Source organism: Aequorivita sp. H23M31 (assembly GCF_004022485.1).
GTDB classification, from domain to species: Bacteria; Bacteroidota; Bacteroidia; order Flavobacteriales; family Flavobacteriaceae; genus Aequorivita; species Aequorivita ciconiae.
The window spans coordinates 3,558,227-3,575,026 of the sequence record NZ_CP034951.1 but is presented as its reverse complement, the minus strand read 5'-3'; the positions used below and the strand labels follow the sequence as shown (position 1 = coordinate 3,575,026).

At 36.5% G+C, this 16,800-nt stretch carries 19 protein-coding genes; 15 read left to right on the top strand and 4 right to left on the bottom strand.

What is annotated here, in order from left to right; translation table 11 throughout:
* Position 1: 1 nt before the first annotated feature.
* Entirely contained in the window at positions 2–1,177 is a 1,176-nt protein-coding gene (locus tag EI546_RS15580; protein WP_128251411.1) for a GlmU family protein, read from the bottom strand.
* Positions 1,178–1,340: 163 nt separating this feature from the next.
* Complete coding sequence (locus EI546_RS15575; RefSeq protein ID WP_128251410.1) at positions 1,341–1,622, bottom strand: type B 50S ribosomal protein L31; 282 nt, start codon at positions 1,620–1,622, stop codon at positions 1,341–1,343.
* A 207-nt stretch (positions 1,623–1,829) separates the two neighbouring features.
* Between EI546_RS15575 and EI546_RS15570 the strand changes: the two genes are divergently transcribed.
* The 7 genes from EI546_RS15570 to EI546_RS15540 all read left to right on the top strand — a co-directional run bounded on the left by EI546_RS15570 (position 1,830) and on the right by EI546_RS15540 (position 8,794).
* The gene (locus EI546_RS15570) at positions 1,830–2,363 is read left to right on the top strand and encodes a DUF4199 domain-containing protein (protein ID WP_128251409.1); all 534 of its coding nucleotides are present in this window, start codon (positions 1,830–1,832) and stop codon (positions 2,361–2,363) included.
* Positions 2,364–2,367: 4 nt separating this feature from the next.
* On the top strand, positions 2,368–3,309 hold the full coding sequence (locus EI546_RS15565; RefSeq protein ID WP_128251408.1) for a glycosyltransferase family 2 protein: 942 nt from the start codon (positions 2,368–2,370) through the stop codon (positions 3,307–3,309).
* A gap of 143 nt (positions 3,310–3,452) precedes the next feature.
* Entirely contained in the window at positions 3,453–5,201 is a 1,749-nt protein-coding gene (locus tag EI546_RS15560; protein ID WP_128251407.1) for a phospho-sugar mutase, read from the top strand.
* Complete coding sequence (locus tag EI546_RS15555) at positions 5,201–7,030, top strand: ABC transporter ATP-binding protein (RefSeq protein WP_128251406.1); 1,830 nt, start codon at positions 5,201–5,203, stop codon at positions 7,028–7,030. Before EI546_RS15560 ends, EI546_RS15555 begins: the two co-directional genes overlap by 1 nt.
* 149 nt (positions 7,031–7,179) lie before the next feature.
* A complete protein-coding gene (locus tag EI546_RS15550; RefSeq protein WP_128251405.1) occupies positions 7,180–7,737 on the top strand; it encodes an RNA polymerase sigma factor in 558 nt (185 codons plus the stop codon).
* A gap of 21 nt (positions 7,738–7,758) precedes the next feature.
* Positions 7,759–8,289, top strand: coding sequence for a hypothetical protein (locus EI546_RS15545; RefSeq protein WP_128251404.1), 531 nt, complete (start codon positions 7,759–7,761; stop codon positions 8,287–8,289).
* 64 nt (positions 8,290–8,353) lie between these two features.
* Entirely contained in the window at positions 8,354–8,794 is a 441-nt protein-coding gene (locus EI546_RS15540; protein WP_128251403.1) for a sensor of ECF-type sigma factor, read from the top strand.
* Between the two features lie 190 nt (positions 8,795–8,984).
* Here EI546_RS15540 and EI546_RS15535 read toward each other — a convergent pair whose 3' ends face one another.
* Both EI546_RS15535 and EI546_RS15530 read right to left on the bottom strand, forming a co-directional pair.
* Positions 8,985–9,182, bottom strand: a complete 198-nt coding sequence (locus tag EI546_RS15535; RefSeq protein ID WP_128251402.1) for a hypothetical protein — start codon at positions 9,180–9,182, stop codon at positions 8,985–8,987.
* A gap of 236 nt (positions 9,183–9,418) precedes the next feature.
* The gene (locus EI546_RS15530; protein ID WP_128251401.1) at positions 9,419–9,871 is read right to left on the bottom strand and encodes a DUF4442 domain-containing protein; all 453 of its coding nucleotides are present in this window, start codon (positions 9,869–9,871) and stop codon (positions 9,419–9,421) included.
* A 132-nt stretch (positions 9,872–10,003) separates the two neighbouring features.
* On the opposite strand from EI546_RS15530, the gene EI546_RS15525 reads away from it, so the two are divergent.
* The 8 genes from EI546_RS15525 to EI546_RS15490 all read left to right on the top strand — a co-directional run bounded on the left by EI546_RS15525 (position 10,004) and on the right by EI546_RS15490 (position 16,760).
* Positions 10,004–10,513 carry a DUF4870 domain-containing protein gene (locus tag EI546_RS15525; RefSeq protein WP_164905257.1) on the top strand — a complete coding sequence of 170 codons (510 nt, stop codon included), beginning with the start codon at positions 10,004–10,006 and terminating at the stop codon, positions 10,511–10,513.
* Positions 10,510–10,725 carry a hypothetical protein gene (locus tag EI546_RS15520; protein WP_128251399.1) on the top strand — a complete coding sequence of 72 codons (216 nt, stop codon included), beginning with the start codon at positions 10,510–10,512 and terminating at the stop codon, positions 10,723–10,725. The genes EI546_RS15525 and EI546_RS15520 overlap by 4 nt, the downstream gene beginning before the upstream one ends.
* Before the next feature lie 48 nt (positions 10,726–10,773).
* Positions 10,774–11,112 carry a PadR family transcriptional regulator gene (locus tag EI546_RS15515; RefSeq protein WP_128251398.1) on the top strand — a complete coding sequence of 113 codons (339 nt, stop codon included), beginning with the start codon at positions 10,774–10,776 and terminating at the stop codon, positions 11,110–11,112.
* A complete protein-coding gene (locus EI546_RS15510; RefSeq protein WP_128251397.1) occupies positions 11,109–12,818 on the top strand; it encodes a PspC domain-containing protein in 1,710 nt (569 codons plus the stop codon). Before EI546_RS15515 ends, EI546_RS15510 begins: the two co-directional genes overlap by 4 nt.
* 18 nt (positions 12,819–12,836) lie before the next feature.
* Positions 12,837–13,553 carry a head GIN domain-containing protein gene (locus EI546_RS15505; protein WP_128251396.1) on the top strand — a complete coding sequence of 239 codons (717 nt, stop codon included), beginning with the start codon at positions 12,837–12,839 and terminating at the stop codon, positions 13,551–13,553.
* Positions 13,554–13,724: 171 nt separating this feature from the next.
* Entirely contained in the window at positions 13,725–14,153 is a 429-nt protein-coding gene (locus tag EI546_RS15500; RefSeq protein ID WP_128251395.1) for a hypothetical protein, read from the top strand.
* Between the two features lie 186 nt (positions 14,154–14,339).
* Positions 14,340–14,816, top strand: coding sequence for a DUF4199 domain-containing protein (locus EI546_RS15495; protein WP_128251394.1), 477 nt, complete (start codon positions 14,340–14,342; stop codon positions 14,814–14,816).
* A gap of 396 nt (positions 14,817–15,212) precedes the next feature.
* Positions 15,213–16,760, top strand: coding sequence for a helix-turn-helix domain-containing protein (locus EI546_RS15490; RefSeq protein WP_128251393.1), 1,548 nt, complete (start codon positions 15,213–15,215; stop codon positions 16,758–16,760).
* Positions 16,761–16,800 lie beyond the last annotated feature (40 nt).

Here is a 16,800-nt window from a genome sequence, read left to right as displayed (position 1 = left end):
CCTACTCCCTTCGCCACTCAGCGGTTGTCTCAAAAACGTAATCCAGAATTTTCGCATCCACATCTGAAAAATCGACATTTCGTCGGGACATTACAATTTTTGCAACTTCATACGCCTTATCGGTTTTATAAGTAGTATAACCTCCACTTCCTCCCCAACTGAAGCTGGGAATAAAATTTCTTGGAAACCCACTTCCAAAAATATTGGCACTAACTCCTACTACCGTTCCAGTATTGAACATAGTATTGATGCCACATTTACTGTGATCGCCCATCATCAGGCCACAGAATTGTAGGCCTGTACGTTTAAAATTTCTAGCTTCATAATCCCATAAACGTACTTCGGCGTAATTATTCTTGAGATTAGAATTGTTGGTATCCGCACCCAAATTGCACCACTCTCCCAAAACTGAATTTCCTAGAAAACCGTCATGACCTTTGTTTGAATATCCAAAAAGAACGGAGTTGTTCACTTCTCCACCAACCCTACAATGTGGACCAATTGTAGTGTTGCTATATATTTTCGCCCCCATTTTTAAAACTGCGTGTTCGCAAAGCGCAAAGGGTCCACGGATTAAGGAACCTTCCATAATCTCCGCATCTTTCCCGATATAGATAGGTCCCTCGGAAGCATTTAGAGTACAAAAATCAATTTTAGCTCCTTCCTCAATAAAAATATCCTCCCGGTTTTTTGCCCAAATATTGTCTGGAAGTGGTTGCGAAACCCTACCCTTTGTAAGCGTTTCAAAATCGCGCTTTATCGCTTCACCATTTTTTGAAAAAATATCCCAAGTATTTTCTATTCGCAAAACATCATGATAAGCATATTGAATGATATCATAGCTATCGAAATCCACTTCCTGCCCTTCCGTGGTAAAAAAAGCTATGGGCTCGTCCTCAAAAAATACTGCCTGGTTTTCCTCAAGGCCCTTAACAATATTCGCAAGGTTTTGAGAGGGAATGAAGGAACCGTTAATCAAAATGTTTTTCTCAAGTTCGAGAAAAGGATATTTTTCAGAAAGATAATCCTCAGTTACCGTGGTTGTAGTAAATCCCAGAAAATGTTCCCACTTTTCCCTGATGGTTAGAATCCCCACCCGAATATCGGCTACGGGCCGGGTGAATGTGAATGGTAATAATTGGTTGCGTACGTTGCCGTCAAAGAGAATATAGTTCATGATGAAAAAGGTTCCTGGCTTCTAGTTCGGTTTCTAGTTTCTAGTTTCTTGTTTCAATATTAATAAAAAATAAAGAAGGAATTATCGATTTTCTGTACATATTCATTAAAATAAGAAAGCCTCCGATTTCTCGAAGGCTTTCGCAAATATTATAAGCTGAGAATTAGTTCTCAGTTTCTGTTTCTTTAGTAGTCGTCTTTTTAAACTTGTCGTATTTGTTTCTGAATTTGTCAATTCGTCCTGCAGTATCGATAAGTTTTGCTTTTCCAGTGTAAAAAGGATGTGAAGTCCGGGAAATCTCCATCTTTACCAAAGGATATTCAACACCATCTACCTCAAGAGTTTCTTTTGTGTCCGCAGTTGATTTTGTCAGGAAAACTTCGTCGTTACTCATATCCTTAAAAGCAACTAGTCTATAATTTTCTGGATGGATACCTTTTTTCATTACTCTAAATATTTTAAAATACACTCACCCGAATCTTTTCGGATTTGAGTTTGCAAATGTAACCAATAAATGGAAATCAGCAACAAAAAAATATACTTTTTTAAATCAAATGAGAATTGTTAGCAAATGTAACGTTTTGTTATCTTTGTTTACTAACAACCGAACCACTTGTTAAGCAAGTTTAGCAAGTATAAAAACCAAATCAACATGGAAACAAATCAACCTTCGATTAAAACTATCGCTCTTAATTACGGGGTTTTATTAGCCCTTCTATCTATTGCCTTACAAGTAATTGCGTTTGTCATGGACGCACACATAGATCGCCCAATTTGGCTGACTGTATTGCAATTGGTTATCTCTGTGGGTATCGTTGTCTTGGGGTTAAAAGCGTATAGAACGGCAAATGCAGGCTTTCTTACCCTCGGCCAAGCACTAAAAACAGGCGTAGCTATAAGTTTGATCGCTGGAATAATCGGTGTTATTTTTAATTATTTCTTTATGAATTATATCGATCCGGACTATGTGCAAAAGACCTTAGAGTTTACTCACGACCAAATGGTGCAGAGCAATCCTAATATGAGCCAGAAAGAAATTGATATGGCAATGGATATGTCGGCCAAATTTATGTCGCCATTGTGGATGTCTGCTTTTGCCCTTATCAGCGTTTTGTTTTTCGGATTTATCATCTCCCTTATTGCTGGTTTGATCATGAAGAGAAATCCACCTCACCAATTTGAATAACTGAATGAATATTTCCATCGTCATCCCACTTCTCAACGAAGAGGAATCGCTTACTGAATTATACCATTGGATTGCGACCGTTATGCAATCCAATGGTTTTTTATATGAGCTCATATTTATAGACGATGGCAGTACCGACGATTCCTGGAATATTATAGAATCACTCGCCGGGGAACATCCAGAAGTTAAAGGCATTCGTTTTCAAAGAAATTATGGGAAGTCCCAAGCTTTGCACGCGGGTTTTTCTGCCGCCCAAGGGGATGTCATTTTCACTATGGATGCCGATTTACAGGATAGCCCAGAGGAAATTCCGGAAATGTATAGGATGATAACCGTGGACAATTTCGATCTTGTTTCAGGATGGAAAAAAAAGCGCTACGACTCTGTTCTCAGTAAAAATCTACCTTCAAAGTTGTTTAATTACGCGGCAAGAAAAACCTCCGGAGTAAAATTACATGACTTTAATTGTGGATTAAAAGCTTATAAAAGAAATGTTGTAAAAGCGATTGAGGTCACGGGAGAAATGCACCGTTACATTCCAGTTCTGGCAAAAAACGCAGGATTTACAAAAATCTCGGAAAAACCCGTTCACCATCAGGCACGAAAATTTGGAAGTACCAAATTTGGTAGCGAACGCTTTATTCGGGGATTTCTAGACCTAATTACAATTTGGTTTTTATCGCGATTTGGAAAACGGCCTATGCATCTTTTTGGGGCTTGGGGTGCCATTATGCACGTTATCGGATTTTTACTGGCTTTATATTTAGGAATAGACAAATTATTCTTGAATCCTCATGGCAGGCTTATTACCGAGAGACCCCAATTCTTTATAGCACTTACCGCGATGATTTTGGGGACACAACTCTTTCTGGCCGGTTTCTTGGGCGAACTGATACTTAGAAGTAAAAGAGATTCCCGAAATTATATTATTAAGGAACAAATCTGAGCTTTGTATCCTTCGTGTCTCTGTGGTTCATTTTTCTATCACCACTAAGGCAGAGAGAACATAGAGTTTTTAATGTATATTGAACTCAAAATTCTCAAATCCACCTTATAAATACCTATTTTTGCAACCTTAATTTAAGGAAAATGATTTACGTAGATCCAAAAATTCTAGCTCGCGTCAACCAATGGCTCACTCCTTTTTTTGATGAGAAAATCCAACACGAAATCAAGGAAATGATCGCACATGATCCAAAAAAACTTGAAGATACCTTTTACAAAAATCTAGAGTTCGGCACAGGAGGAATGCGCGGCATAATGGGCGCAGGCGACAACAGGATAAATAAATATACTTTGGGCAAAAACACTCAGGGACTTTCAAACTATCTCAAAAGACAATTTCCAAACCAAGAAATTAAAGTTGCCATTGCGTTCGATTGCAGACATAATAGCAAGGAATTTGCAAAATTGGTTGCGGATGTTTTTTCAGCCAATGGAATTAAAGTTTTTCTTTTTTCAGAATTAAGACCCACTCCAGAATTATCTTTTGCGGTAAAATATTTGGATTGTAAGGCAGGAATTGTATTGACTGCCTCACATAATCCACCTGAATACAACGGATATAAAGTGTATTGGGAAGATGGGGGCCAACTTGTTCCGCCACAAGATGGTGAGATAATTGCAGAAATTAATTCACTTAAATATCAGGATACAAAATTTGAGGCAAATGAGGATTTAATACAGTTGATAGATTCCGAAGTGGATGAAGCATTTGCAAAAGCTTCCATTGAAAATGGGACTTTTGGAACTTCTTCCGAAGCTAAGGACAATCTAAAAATCGTTTTCACTTCACTCCATGGAACATCCATTACCATGGTTCCACAGGTGTTGGATCAGGCTGCTTATAAAAATGTTTCCATCGTGAAGGAGCAGGCAGAACCAGATGGGGATTTTCCTACAGTAAAATCTCCAAATCCAGAAGAACCGGCAGCTTTGAAAATGGCTTTGGACCTGGCCGAAAAAGAACACGCAGATATAGTTATTGGTACCGACCCTGATTGTGACCGATTGGGAGTTGCAGTCAGAAATAACGAAAACAAAATGGAGCTGCTCAATGGAAACCAAACCATGGTTTTGATGACCCATTTCCTTTTGGAACAGTGGAAAAAGGCGGGAAAACTAAACGGTAAACAGTTTGTTGCCTCTACTATCGTATCCACACCTTTAGTTGAAAAAATAGCAGATCATTATGGTGTTAAATACATTGAAGGCCTTACAGGTTTTAAATGGATTGCAAAAATGATCAAAGATTATCCAGAACTTGAATTTATAGGCGGTGGAGAGGAAAGTTTTGGGTATTTAGTTGGTGATTTTGTTCGTGATAAAGATGCGGTTACCGCTACCCTACTTGCTTGCGAAATTGCAGCCCAAAAAAAAGCAGAAGGCAGCAGCATGTTCCAATATATGCAAGACATTTATAATGAATTCGGAGAATATCGCGAACATCTTATTTCAATAACCAAAAAAGGAAAAGAGGGAGCTGAAGAGATTTCCGCAATGATGAAAGAGCTTCGGGAAAATCCTTTTAAGGAAATTGGCGGTAGCAAGGTAAGCCGAATGGATGATATCCTGATCGATAAACGAACAGATTTTACTTCAGGTAAAACCACAAACTTAAATCTTCCGAAATCGAACGTTTTGATTTATTATACCGAGGACGGAAGTAAAATTGCCGCAAGACCGAGCGGAACAGAACCGAAAATTAAATTCTATATAAGCGTAACTACAGGCGCTTCCGCTAAAAATTCGAGCGTCCCGCAGGCTGAAAAAGAAAATTCCGACGAAATTCTTCAGAAAAAAATAGACGCGATAAAAGCTCAATTAAACGTTCATTAATGAATAGTTATTTTAAAAAAATACTGCGCTATGTCATTCCTTATAAAAGGTATGCCTACCTGAATATTTTCTTTAACATTCTTTACGCAGTATTTAGCACTCTTTCCTTTCTGGCTTTAATTCCGGTATTACAAGTAATATTCAGTGATCAAAGAGAGGTGGGGCAAGCTCCTGTTTATCGTGGAATAACTAAACTCACTTCCTATATCCAGGATTCGATGAGTTATCATTTGGTGAATTACATAAATAAGTACGGAGATTTTAAAGTACTAATGTTTATGATAGGAGTAATTATCGCCATATTTCTGCTAAAAAACCTGAGCAATTATTTGGCAATGTATTATTCCACTTTTATGAGGAATGGTGTTTTAAAAGACCTTAGGAACGATCTTTATAGTAAAGTCATTCAATTTCCCCTGGCATTTTATTCTGAAAAAAGAAAAGGTGATACCATTTCCAGAATAAGTGCGGATGTTGATGAAGTAAAAAACTCCGTACTCTCTGTTCTGGAAATGATTGTCCGCGAGCCATTAACCATTCTTACTTCCCTAATAGTAATGCTTTTTATCAGCCCAAAACTGACGCTCTTCGTTTTTCTTTTTCTTCCTATTTCGGGATTTTTGATTTCAAAGGTTGGAAAATCACTAAAAAAGGGCTCTTTAAAAGTTCAGACGGAACAAGGGGTTTTTCTTTCCATATTGGAAGAAACAATGGGCGGATTACGTATTATTAAGGCCTTTCACGCAGAGAATATTTTCCAACAAAAGTTTGAGGATAGTAACGAGCGGTTTTATAAATATTCAAACAGCGTAATGAACCGCCAGAATGCTGCTTCTCCTTTAAGTGAACTTCTAGGAATTATCACCATTGGCATACTCCTTATTTATGGCGGTTACCTCGTATTTGTGGATCGTACTTTAGATGCGAGTTTTTTCCTGGGTTATATTATGCTTGCTTACAATATTCTTACTCCCGCAAAAGCAATAGCAAAAGCTAGCTATTCAATAAAAAGAGCAAATGGTTCGGCACAAAGAATTTTGGAATTGCTTGAAGCGGAAAATACTATTACGGATATTGAAAATCCAATAGAGAAAATAGGCTTTGACCATAACATTTCCATTAAAAATGTTTCCTTTAAATACGAAGATCAATATGTCCTTAAGGATTTTTCACTGGAAATCCCGAAAGGAACAACTGTGGCTCTGGTTGGCCAATCCGGAAGTGGAAAAAGTACAATTGCCAATTTACTCACACGTTTTTACGATGTAAATTATGGCAGTATAGAAATTGACGGGGTTGATATAAAGAATATTTCTAAAAAATCTCTTCGTGGTCTTATGGGAATTGTTTCCCAAGATTCCATTCTTTTTAATGATACCGTTGCCAACAACCTTAAACTTGGAAAACCTTTGGCTTCTGAAGCAGAATTAAAAGAAGCGGCAGAAATCAGCAATTCCTATGAATTTATAAAAGATCTTCCCGAAGGTTTCGATACCAATATCGGCGATAGCGGTAACAAACTCAGTGGAGGACAAAAGCAACGGTTGAGTATTGCACGTGCCGTTCTTAAGAATCCGCCCATCATGATTTTGGATGAAGCTACTTCCGCTTTGGATACGGAAAGTGAACGTTTGGTTCAGGATGCTTTGGAAAAAATGATGAAAAACCGCACTTCCATTGTCATTGCCCATAGATTATCCACAATCCAAAATGCGGATAAAATTGTTGTTCTATCCAAAGGGCATATAGTAGAATTTGGCAAACATCAAGAGCTTTTAGACCAAAAAGGAATTTATTACAGTTTGGTAGAAATGCAATCGTTGGCATAAAAAAACCTCTGTGTACCTCGGCGCAACCCTGTATAACAGTAATATCACGGTGTTTCCCAGAGCAAGCGCGGAGTTCCACAGAGAGAATAATCTACTCAACCATTAAACTTTTCTCTTTATCTTTAGTCTTAAACCCAATTACACATAAATTGGTTAAAGAACAAGAACTGGTAACGGCATTGCAGACGGAAGCAGACAAAGAATCTGCCTTTCGTGAACTTGTTTCGCAATACAAGGAACGTCTTTATTGGCAAATTAGGAATATGGTCTTGGACCATGATGATGCGGACGATGTTCTCCAAAATACTTTCATTAAAATTTTTCGAAATATAGATTCCTTTAAAGGCGAGAGCAAGCTTCACACTTGGATGTACAGAATTGCGGCCAATGAATCCCTTACATTTCTAACCAAAAAAGCAAAACAAAATAATATTTCGATTGATAATTTAAAGGATAACGCTGTTCGAAAACTAGAAACCGATGTGTATTTTGAAGGTGATGCCATACAGTTGAAATTTCAAAAGGCCATTGCAACGCTTCCAGAACGCCAGCGGCTTATTTTTACCATGAAATATTTTAGCGACCAAACCTTCGAGGAGTTGTCTGAAATTCTTGACACCACTGTCGGCGGTCTTAAGAGCACATACCACATTGCCGTTAAGAAGATTACCGAATATATAAAAACAACCGATGAAACCATTCTTTAATTCGTAAGTCAAAGATTCGGAATGAAAAAGGAAATCAAAATATCAGGTTTTAAAACTCCGGAGAATTATTTCGAAGATTTCGAGTTGCAATTATATGGCCGAATTGATGAAGAAAAACTTCCAAAATCCTCTGGCTTTAAAGTTTCCGAAGGTTATTTTGACACTTTGGAAGAAAAGGTTATTGCAGCCAATGCTACTTCTCTGAAACAAAGTAAGGTAATCCCTCTTTTTCAGACCCAATCGAGTAGTTATAAGAGATATTTTGGTTACGCAGCAGCCGTAGCAGCAATTTTGTTTATTGGGACAATAATTTTTAATTACCAAGGCAGCACAAAGTCGACTCTCGATACAATTCAACTAGGAATAATTGATAAATATATTGAAGACGGAAACCTCAATATGGATTTGTATGAGTTAAGTGCGTATTTTGAAACGGATGAGATTCCATTAGAGACCTTTGGAAATCAGTATATAAACCAAACAAATTTAGAACATTACCTGCTTGAAAATACTGACGAAGAACTATTTATGATGGATTCTTCAGAAAATTAAACATTTGATTTGAAATATTTTGGTGTGGAATTCACTAAAGTATAATTATTAAAAACAACTTGGTATGAGACACATTATAATTTTATTTCTTCTAGTAACGGCAGGGGCTTATTCCCAAGGAGGAAAATATGAAAAAATAAAAGCACTCAAAACGGCCTTTATTACAGAACAACTCAGTTTAACCCCTACTGAGGCTGAAAAATTTTGGCCGGTCTACAACAAATTTGAATTTCAAGCTTATGAATTACGTAATAATAAGCACAAAGAGATTTATGAACATATGGAGGAAGGACTCGATAATTTGACGGAGGAAGATGCCAATAAAATAATGGACAATTATCTCTCTACAGAAACCAGTATATTAAAACTTAAGGAGCAAAGGATCAACGCGCTGCGGAAAATAATTTCGGCCAAAAAAATAATAAAACTTCACGAGACCGAGGAAAAATTTAAGCGCGAATTACTTAATCGATACCGACAAGGAAAGGGAAAAGATAAACCTTAAGCAATCTAAGAAATAAATCCTCTGGATATAGAAGCGGGATTGGAGAAAGTTTGATTGTATCCTTTTCTTCACCGTGTTTAAAATGAAGCCCAAGCAATTAAATAATCCGAGAAGCCTAATCTTTAAAATAGAACTTGAAAAGTAAAATAAAAAAAACGTCGCCTAGATTAAACTTCTAGACGACGTTTTTTTATGGATTTAAATAGATTAAACATTTATCCAGTTGTGGGTTCTGCTTGATAAGAGAGTCTATCCAAAGTTTCAGTTCCTCAATTTCATAAGGAAGCAACCTGGTTAACGCCTTTTTCAATTCTTTGCAGAACAAGTTTACATCGAAACTGACTTTAGAAAGTACAGCTTTGGTGTAATCAAACATTGCTCTTGCCATAGCTAATTAAATTTAAAATTGATGAGGTAGAGTTGTTCAATAGACAGGACATTTATTTAATGACAGTTTAAATATAATCAATATTTCTGAATTCTATCAGGAATGCACTACTTTTGGATATGTTAAACTTATATCAAATATTATAAGCCATTGATGGAAAGGAAGTAGCGGATTTTAAAGATTGGAACAACGCTTTTTTGATGCCCTCTAAAATCCAATAAATAGTGAAATTTATCTTATCTCAATTTGATTGTCCACTCAAATTCAAATACGGAAACTACTTCGCCCGATGAATTAGTACCTTCAGATTTCATCCAAATGGTCTGCCCTTCTTTAGTCCTGATTGCTCTTTCCACGGCCTGATCTAATAGATGACCGTCGTTACAAAGAAATTGGATTTTGCCAGTTGCTTTTTTATGGAAGGTGGCTCTATTGGCGGCAACGAGCATGGAAATGTTTTTTCCGCTTTGTTTTATTTTAGCCATTACCATTGTACCCGTGCTTAGCTCTGCGGCCATTCCCTGTACTGCCCAAAACATGGAACTAAAGGGATTTTGATTTATCCACCTATAGGTTACAGTAGTTAAACAAGTGGATTCTGAAATAGATTTTACCCTTACTCCCATAATATATGCGGAAGGCAATTTAAAAAACAAAAAGGTGTTGATTTTACTGGGCGTAAGCTTCATTTGCGCTTGATATACCACGAAGATATTCAATAAATTGATTTCCTATTAGTTAAATAAATGTTAATTACAGTACTATGCGTTACACACTACTATCTTTTAGACATATATTTGCATAGGAAAACAAACAAAGATATGGAAACAACATTTTCAACTTTATCAGTCACAGAGGAAAAAAATCAGCGGACTACGGCATCGTTTATCCATTTGTCCACATTGCTTAAGTATTTCTTCCCGTTTGCTAATTATATCGCTCCCCTACTCATTTGGACTTTTAATAAGGAAAAGGAGTTTGTAAATGAGCACGGTAGGCAGGCCCTTAACTTTCAACTTAGCATTTTGGTTTACACTTTGCTAATAGGTTTGATCTGCCTTCCCTTCGCACTAATTTTTGCGTTGGACTTTATAACTTTAGTGCAAACGGTCGATGCAGGAAATGGATACTTTTCGTTTAGCACTATTCAGAATATTTCGGGATATGTACTCTTGTTCGGCATAGCAATAATCCTACTCATAGGTTTATTTGTTTTTGAATTATACGCAGTAATTAATGCGGCAATCCATGCAAATCGGGGTGAGCTCTACCAATACCCATTATGCATTCCCTTTATAAAAACAACTTCACCAAAAAAGTCACTAAAATGAATACAATAATTAGGTATTTCATGGCTTTCGCTCTCCAGATCACAGCCTCGAGCGTAACACATAAAATGGAGGATCTATCAATGGCAAACAATAATAAAGTACCGGAAATTACAGTACAAATTTCAGAAGATTGTCCAAAAGCAATTGGAAATAAAATAATCAACACCTTAAAAGTAATTGAAATGAGCAAACCAAAAGATTTGAATTTTTAAGTTCATATTCCCAATGAATTGCCTCTACCTTATAAAATAAACAATAAAATGAAAATCGAAAACACAAAAGCACAAATGCGAAAAGGGGTTTTGGAGTTCTGCATTCTTTCCATCTTAAAAGATGGGGAGGCTTATACTTCAGACATTCTTGAAACATTGAAAGAAGCGAAGATGCTTGTAGTGGAAGGCACAATATATCCCCTGCTCACCCGGTTAAAAAATGCCGGACTACTGGCTTACCGCTGGGAGGAATCTACTGGCGGACCACCACGAAAGTACTATTCACTCACACAGAAAGGAATTCTATTTTTAACCGAATTAAACGATACCTGGAGCGAATTGCAACAGGCAGTCAATAAAGTAACCCGCGAAAAAAACACAAAATGAACAAGACAGTAAATATCAATTTGGCAGGACTTTCATTTCACCTTGATGAAAACGCCTATGGAAAGCTTTCGCGCTATTTAAATGCCATAAGAAATTCACTAAAAGACAGTGAAGGCAGTGAGGAAATCATGCAGGACATTGAGGCCCGTATTGCCGAACTTTTCTCTGAAAAGATTGAATTCCAATCGCAGGTAATTACCTTAAGAGAACTGGACGATGTTATTGCGGTTATGGGCCAACCAGAGGATTATGAGGTGGATGAGGAAATTTTTGAGGATGCTCCCCCATTTCAAAAAAATGCAAGTTCACGAGACAAGACTTCCCATAGACAATTGTATCGGGATATTGACGATAAATACATTGGTGGAGTATCTTCGGGACTTGGACACTATATAGGCGTAGATGCCATATGGATCCGTTTATTATGGGTGCTCCTGGTTTTGGCGGGATTGGGCTCCCCTATCTTGATCTACCTTCTCTTGTGGATACTTGTTCCAGCAGCAGTTACCACTTCGGACAAATTGAAAATGACCGGAGAACCCATTAATATCTCAAACATTGAACGCAAATTCAAAGAAGGATTTAACAACGTTGCCGATAAAGTGAAAAACGTAGATTATGATAAGTATGGCAATAAGATCAAAACCGGAACTTCCAAATTCTTCGATAGTTTGGGTGAAGTAATCGTAACTCTCTTTAAGGTTTTTGCAAAGTTAATTGGAGTATTCATTGTTATTATCTCCTTGCTAACCTTGATAGGGCTAGTTATTGGATTTATTACACTGGGCAGCATAGATTTTTGGGGCAATAATGAGTTAACCGAATATATGGCAATGGTCGACACAACCAATGTTCCTCTATGGCTATGGGCTTTATTGGGTCTATTCGCAATTGGAATTCCATTTTTCGCTCTCTTTGTTTTAGGGCTAAAACTATTGGTTAGTAATCTAAAACCAATGGGCGCAACGGTAAAAATTGTGTTGATTGTAATATGGGCCTTGTCTATTATTGGACTTACCGGTCTTGGAATCAAGCAAGCCACGGAAAGAAGTTTTGATGGTAATTACATTGAGGAAGAGATCCTGGCCTTTCATTCTCCAGATACGCTATACCTATCAATTCACGGAGATAATCAATTTGGAAATAGATTGGGTCGAGACTCAGATTCCGAAATAAAATATACACAAGATAATAAACGGGTTATTTATTCAAGAAATATCCAAATAAACATCAAATCGTATAACGACACAATAGGTAAAATTCTTATTGACAAATCTGCCCAGGGAAATAATTACCTAGACGCGAAAAACCGCGCTCAGGATATTCAATTCGGGTATGATTACAACAACAATCATCTAAAGCTAAATGGATTTTTTATAACAGACCCCAAAAATAAATATCGAGATCAACAAATAGAAATAACTATTTTTGTTCCCGATGGAACGGTTATTTCTTCTGACGAAAACACCTCCTCCTATTTCAGCTTTGATTCCAATTTCAACGAGCTTAGCAGTTGGGATAATAAAGCGCACTATTTTAGGATTTCGAAAAGAGGAGCAGAATGTTTGGATTGTTTGGAAAATAAAGTAGAACCAGAAACTCCCAATTCCACGGAATACAATGAAGTTGAAAAACAAACCGACTCCCTAATTCCGGTACAAAAAAGTTGGGAAGACGAAGTAAAAGAAGATTTTAAAAACCAATAATCCAAAAAAACCATAACCATGAAAACGACCAATCTCATTTTTGTCCTTGCCGCTTCCCTGATTCTAAGCGCCTGCAGTTTTAATCTCGGAAAAAAAGGTAATGGCAACGTAATAACCCAAGAAAGGACTGTCTCTGAAAACTTTACCGAAGTGAGAGGAAGCGCCGGTCTAAATGTTTACCTAACCCAGGGCACCGAAAACAAAATTGAGGTGGAAGCCGACGAAAACCTTCAACAATATATAGAAACAAACATAAAGGAAGGTAAACTCCACATTACTACTTCCGAAAACATAGGATGGTCCAAGGCAAAAAAAGTCTATGTTACCTTTGTCGAACTAACTAAACTTGAAGCAAGCAGTGGCGCTGACATTATAGGGAATTCCACCATTAAAAGTGAAATTCTCGCTTTAAAAGCTACCAGCGGTGCAGATCTAAAAGTAGAAGTCTTTTCAAGGGAACTGACAGCGGAAAGCTCAAGTGGAGCAGATGTTAAAATATCTGGAAAAGCCACTTCATTCACGGGCAAAGCATCTAGCGGCAGCCATCTTAATGCAAAGGACCTTCTTACCATCAATTGCAAGGCAGAAGCCTCAAGTGGTGCCGATATTACAGTAAACGTCAAGGAAAAATTGGATGCAAATGCTTCCAGCGGAGCGGATATTAAATACTTGGGCAATCCTACCTCGGTTAATTCTAACAAAAGTAGTTCTGGAAGTGTTTCAAAAAAATCATAGGATTGAAAAAGATTAATTAACATATTTCTTATTAAATTCCTATTACACTTTCTTCTTATAGCCAAAAAAGCCTAACAAAAGCATAAATCATTGTTAGGCTTTTTCCTATTTGTATTTATTTTAAGAGACATTTATTTCTAAACCTCCGATATTGGTAACAAAATTCAGAATATGAAAAAGCTTTTAGTTATTTTTTCCATGATTTTATTTTTTTCCTGCAGTTCAGATGACGACGCAGGTGATGTAGTTACAACAAAATTTGAAAAAATAAAAACCATACTTCCCCAAGGAGAATGGATTGTCAGTAATTTTTACGACAACGGAGACCAGACCATTGATTTTGAAAGTTTTATCTTTACTTTTAAGACAGACGGAACTGTTTTTGGGCAAAACGACTTATTTACGGAAAATGGAACTTGGGAATATTCAACAACAGCAGTGGACGGAGAGCAGTTACTGCTTCAGTTTCAAGGTACCGTTCCTTTTGATAGAATTATTGGAGTTTGGGATATTATCTCATTAACTCCTGAAAAAGTAGAGCTCTCTATCGGTAATGTTGACAACCAAAATGTGAAGCTACTGATCTTTACCCAAATATAATCCTGTAAACCCAGAAATAAAAGTGTAATACATTTACGCGTTGGGGATTATATAAAAAATGTCTATCCTTACACTTTAATAAACACCTTATTTCCCTCAAACCTCCTAGAATAACCTTCAATTTTATATGCAAACACTTTCTGCTTACTTAGATTCATCTTTTTTATCTCATAACTCTTTTTCGGAATGAAAAAAATCTACATTGAAATAAAATGGGCGGTAATATTCAGTATTGCTCTATTATGCTGGATTCTTTTAGAAAAAACTATGGGATGGCAGGATGAAAGTATCCAAAATTTTTGGTGGCTCACTCTTCTTTTTACACCATTCGCTATTCTTTTTTATCTTCTTGCTTTGCGCGAAAAAAGAAGAAGGGTTTATGACCGAAAAATGACTTGGAGCCAAGGTTTTATTTCAGGATTGATTATTAGTGTTTTTGTCGCCCTACTATCTCCTATTACACAATACATAGCCTACAATTTTTTTACGCCCGAAATTTTTAACACCGTAGCTGAATCTTCGGTTACCAATGACTTGATGGAGCGCTCAAAAATGAATGATGTACTCCATATCAATAATTACCGTTGGCAATCCGCTTTCGGACTTTTTGGATTTGGGATTGTAATCTCCGTGATTGCTGCTTTTTTTGTTCGGAAAAAATAGTGTTCCGTCATATAATACTTCACTATTAAGTTTTATTTCTTCTAAAATATCTTTCCGTAAATTGTGGACTCAATTCCATATGAAATGCGAAGGTTATTTTTTTACATATCTTTTACTCACTTTTAGCTCTGCTGTTTTAGCGCAGGAAAATGGTGATTTTCTCGATATATATAAAAATGCTGAATCTATTTTTCTTTCACAACCCGAAGAAACGATCAATTTTTCATAGTTAGTTTTTAATTTTAGAAAGTGCCGCCTTCAATATGATTTTGGGAGCGATTAATTTTATATCTTAATCTACCCACCTTAGAAAACCATTGCGGGTTTTCAATTTAAATAAATAATTTCCTGATTGCTGCTATTGTAATTACTTTTACTCTCCCAAACTCCTAATTAATGCGATTGGTCTGCGCCATATTAATTTTATTCCTTTTCTCCGGTTTTTCCCAAGCTCAGGAAAACACCACCAAACTATTGGCACAAGCTGAAAACACGATTTATTCTGATCCGAAGGAATCCATCCGCATTGCGGAATTTGTGTCAAATAAATCCGATAATGAAAATGAGCTCATAGAGGCTGCATACATTTTGATTCGCAGTTACTACATACAAGGTAACTATGATGAAGCGTTGAAAGTGGGATTTCAATTTTCGCAGGATGAATTCCAAAATGCAGACGATACGCAATTGAAAATCAATGTACTACTCACTAGAATCCTTAAAGAACTTGAGCTGAACGAATTGGCACAAAAATTTATGGATAAGGCGATTAGTGCCTCCCAAAGAACCATAAATCCAAACACGCTCAATTGGTTTAAAGGAAAAATGATTGAATACAATATTGGCCCACATTCTGAGGAAAATAGCGAGAATTACATTTTGAAACTAGATTCCGCCAAGCGGGAATTTAAGAAAGTCCAGTCCACCAAACACTCATTCCAGATTGGATTAATTGATCTACAAATAGCATCCATCTTTTTAAAAGAATTAAAATTGGATACCGTTCCTTATTTTTTAGAAAGTGCCAATGCAGAAAGTAGGAGCTTAAAATCCGGAAACTTTCTGGAGATGATGTACATGCTGGAATATGGAAAATATTTTTTTCTTGAAAGAGACCATTTTAAGTCTATTGATGCACTAAACGTAGCACAACAATTGGCCGAGAAATTTAATAATATTTCGATACAGCATTCCATTTCAGAAATCCTTGCGGATAATTATTTGGCCTTGGGAAATGTGGATGACTTCACTCGTCAGAATAAAATAACTACTTCATTAGAGAATACAATAAATGAGCACGAAAAAAATGCTGTTAATACCGCTTTTAACTTTACAAGTGATTATCAAGGAACGGTATTGACCAAAGCGGAAAGTAATTACTCCCTAATTCTAAAGGTTTTTGGTGGTGTTTTTTTAGTAGTTCTGTTAATTTGGCAGCTGTTTGTTTGGCGATATCGCATACAGATTAATCAGTACCAAAGTTTTATTAAATATTTTGATAGCAAGCAAAAACCATTGGAAACTGTTCCATCAGTTAGTACCACAGCAAAATCCTCGGTTATACCTAAGGAAATGAAAGACATTCTCGTGGAGAAATTGGAAGAATTCGAAAATACTACAAGTTTCACAAATCAGGATACCTCACTTTCACGATTAGCACTCCAGTTCGATACCAATACTAAGTACCTTTCCGAAGTGGTCAATTCGCATAAAGGAAAAAATTTTAATGCTTATATAAATGAATTGCGGATTAATTATATAATCGATAAACTTAAAAATGATCCTACATATTTACAATATAAAATAAGTTATCTAGCCGAGGAAAGTGGTTTCTCCTCTCATAGTGTATTTGCAACGGTGTTCAAACAAATTACGGGGATTCCTCCTACCCGTTTTATAAGCATTTTAAAAAGTAAGAAAGAGATGTTGGCAGAAAACAATTAGAAAGATGGGTAATTTGTACTTTCATATAAAATCTATATTG

What these genes read in the sequence shown, in the direction of transcription:
- EI546_RS15580 (WP_128251411.1), bottom strand. Translation starts at nt 1,177, where the DNA reads ATGAACTATATTCTCTTTGACGGCAACGTACGCAACCAATTATTACCA.
- EI546_RS15575 (WP_128251410.1), bottom strand. Translation starts at nt 1,622, where the DNA reads ATGAAAAAAGGTATCCATCCAGAAAATTATAGACTAGTTGCTTTTAAG.
- EI546_RS15570 (WP_128251409.1), top strand. Translation starts at nt 1,830, where the DNA reads ATGGAAACAAATCAACCTTCGATTAAAACTATCGCTCTTAATTACGGG.
- EI546_RS15565 (WP_128251408.1), top strand. Translation starts at nt 2,368, where the DNA reads ATGAATATTTCCATCGTCATCCCACTTCTCAACGAAGAGGAATCGCTT.
- EI546_RS15560 (WP_128251407.1), top strand. Translation starts at nt 3,453, where the DNA reads ATGATTTACGTAGATCCAAAAATTCTAGCTCGCGTCAACCAATGGCTC.
- EI546_RS15555 (WP_128251406.1), top strand. Translation starts at nt 5,201, where the DNA reads ATGAATAGTTATTTTAAAAAAATACTGCGCTATGTCATTCCTTATAAA.
- EI546_RS15545 (WP_128251404.1), top strand. Translation starts at nt 7,759, where the DNA reads ATGAAAAAGGAAATCAAAATATCAGGTTTTAAAACTCCGGAGAATTAT.
- EI546_RS15540 (WP_128251403.1), top strand. Translation starts at nt 8,354, where the DNA reads ATGAGACACATTATAATTTTATTTCTTCTAGTAACGGCAGGGGCTTAT.
- EI546_RS15535 (WP_128251402.1), bottom strand. Translation starts at nt 9,182, where the DNA reads ATGGCAAGAGCAATGTTTGATTACACCAAAGCTGTACTTTCTAAAGTC.
- EI546_RS15530 (WP_128251401.1), bottom strand. Translation starts at nt 9,871, where the DNA reads ATGAAGCTTACGCCCAGTAAAATCAACACCTTTTTGTTTTTTAAATTG.
- EI546_RS15525 (WP_164905257.1), top strand. Translation starts at nt 10,004, where the DNA reads ATGGAAACAACATTTTCAACTTTATCAGTCACAGAGGAAAAAAATCAG.
- EI546_RS15520 (WP_128251399.1), top strand. Translation starts at nt 10,510, where the DNA reads ATGAATACAATAATTAGGTATTTCATGGCTTTCGCTCTCCAGATCACA.
- EI546_RS15515 (WP_128251398.1), top strand. Translation starts at nt 10,774, where the DNA reads ATGAAAATCGAAAACACAAAAGCACAAATGCGAAAAGGGGTTTTGGAG.
- EI546_RS15510 (WP_128251397.1), top strand. Translation starts at nt 11,109, where the DNA reads ATGAACAAGACAGTAAATATCAATTTGGCAGGACTTTCATTTCACCTT.
- EI546_RS15505 (WP_128251396.1), top strand. Translation starts at nt 12,837, where the DNA reads ATGAAAACGACCAATCTCATTTTTGTCCTTGCCGCTTCCCTGATTCTA.
- EI546_RS15500 (WP_128251395.1), top strand. Translation starts at nt 13,725, where the DNA reads ATGAAAAAGCTTTTAGTTATTTTTTCCATGATTTTATTTTTTTCCTGC.
- EI546_RS15495 (WP_128251394.1), top strand. Translation starts at nt 14,340, where the DNA reads ATGAAAAAAATCTACATTGAAATAAAATGGGCGGTAATATTCAGTATT.
- EI546_RS15490 (WP_128251393.1), top strand. Translation starts at nt 15,213, where the DNA reads ATGCGATTGGTCTGCGCCATATTAATTTTATTCCTTTTCTCCGGTTTT.